Below are 1,962 nucleotides of genomic sequence, written 5' to 3'. Positions count from 1 at the left end.
GCCGACCCGTTCGACCCGTCCGCCGCCGCGGCCGAGCTGCCGGCGGGCGTCGAGGTGCGGCGGATCGACGGCGGCCGCCCAGCCCTGGCCGTGGCGAGCGAGGTGCTGGCCCTCGTCCAGGCCGCGCTGGCGCGCGACGGCGAGGCGACCGACGGCCACGCACCCGACGGCGAGACACCCAACCGCGAGGTAACCGACCGCGAGCGGCTGGCGATCGTCACCTCCGCGGCGGTGTGGACCGGCACCGACGACCCGGAGGTCGACCCCGCCGCGGCCACGGCCTGGGGCCTGTTGCGCAGCACCATGTCCGAGCATCCCGACCGCTTCCTGCTCGTCGACACCGACGACAGCGCCGCCTCGGACCGCGCCCTGCCCGCCGCGCTGACCATCGCGCTCGCCACCCACGAGGACCAGCTCGCGCTGCGTGGCGGTCGCCCGCTGGCGCCGCGGCTGCTGCGGCTGGCGGCGTCGGCCGCGAACGAGCCGGACCGCGAGCACGGCACAGTGCTGATCACCGGAGCGACCGGAGCACTCGGCGGCCTGATCGCCGAGCGGCTGATCACCCGGCACGGGGTGCGGCACCTGCTGCTGGTGAGCCGGCGCGGCCCGGACACACCGGGCGCCGACGCCCTACTCGGTCGGCTGCACGAGCTGGGCGCCGAGGCCCGTCTGGTCGCCTGTGACACCGCCGACCGCGACGCGCTCGCCGAGGTCATCGCCGCCGTCCCGGCCGAGCACCCGCTCACCGGCGTCATCCACGCGGCGGGTGTCCTCGACGACGGCACCGTCGAAACCCTCACCCCCGCCCGCCTCACCACCACCCTCACCCCCAAAGCCGACGCCGCCACCAACCTCCACACCCTCACCCGCCACCACCCCCTCACCACCTTCATCCTCTTCTCCTCCATCACCGCCACCACCGGCACCGCCGGCCAAGCCAACTACGCCGCCGCCAACGCCTACCTCGACGCCCTCGCCCACCACCGCCACACCCACCACCTCCCCGCCACCAGCCTCGCCTGGGGCCTCTGGCACACCCCCACCGACAGCAGCAACGACGCCAGCACCGACACCCGCACCGACACCGACGCCGACGCCGACAGCAGCACCAGCACCAGCACCAGCACCAGCACGAGCAGCAGCAACGACGCCACCCCGGCCGGCATGGCCGGCACCCTCGGCGCAGCGGACCTGGGCCGGCTCGCCCGCGCCGGCATCGCCCCGCTGCCCACCGAGGCGGCGCTTCGGCTGTTCGACGACGTCTTCGCCGGCGGGCACACCGGGCAGGCCCTGCTCATCGCGTCCCGCTTCGACACCCGGGCACTGGCCGTGCCCGGTGCCGTGGTGCCACCCCCGCTGCGCTCCCTGGTGCGCACCGCGCCGCGCCGCGGCACGAACGCGCGCGGCTCCGCCGCCGCCACGACGCTCGCGGCCCGCCTCGCCGGCTCGTCCGCCACCGAGGCCGGCCAGGTGCTGCTCGACCTGGTCCGGGAGACGGTCGCGGTCGTACTCGGTCACACCGGCACGGCCGCGGTGGCGCAGGACCGCGCCTTCACCGACCTCGGCTTCGACTCGCTCGCCGCCGTCGACCTGCGCAACCGGCTCGGCGCGGCCACCGGCCTCCGGCTGCCCACCACCGTCGTGTTCGACCACCCGACACCGAACGCGCTGGCCGAGCTCCTGCGCGACGAACTGCTCGGCGCGGCGGTGGACGAGCCGGCCGCGGCTGCCCCGCCAACCCGGGCCGGCGCGGCCGGCGGGCCCGACGACGACCCGATCGTCATCGTCGCGATGGCCTGCCGCTTCCCCGGCCAGGTCCGCTCCCCGGAGCAGCTCTGGAATCTGCTCGCCGACGGGGTCGACGCCATCTCCGATTTCCCCGCCGACCGCGGGTGGGACCTCGACGCGCTCTACGACCCCGACCCCGACCACCTCGGCACGTCCTACTCCCGCCAGGGCGGC

At 76.2% G+C, this 1,962-nt stretch carries 1 protein-coding gene; it reads left to right on the top strand.

Translation table 11 applies throughout. The features are described 5' to 3' along the window. A partial coding sequence (locus ND748_RS30850) for an SDR family NAD(P)-dependent oxidoreductase (RefSeq protein ID WP_251749829.1) occupies window positions 1-1,962 on the top strand: 1,962 nt, incomplete at both ends.

This window comes from Frankia sp. AiPs1 (assembly GCF_023716945.1).
Taxonomy (GTDB): Bacteria; Actinomycetota; Actinomycetes; order Frankiales; family Frankiaceae; genus Frankia.
This window is presented reverse-complemented; position numbering and strand designations above follow the sequence as displayed.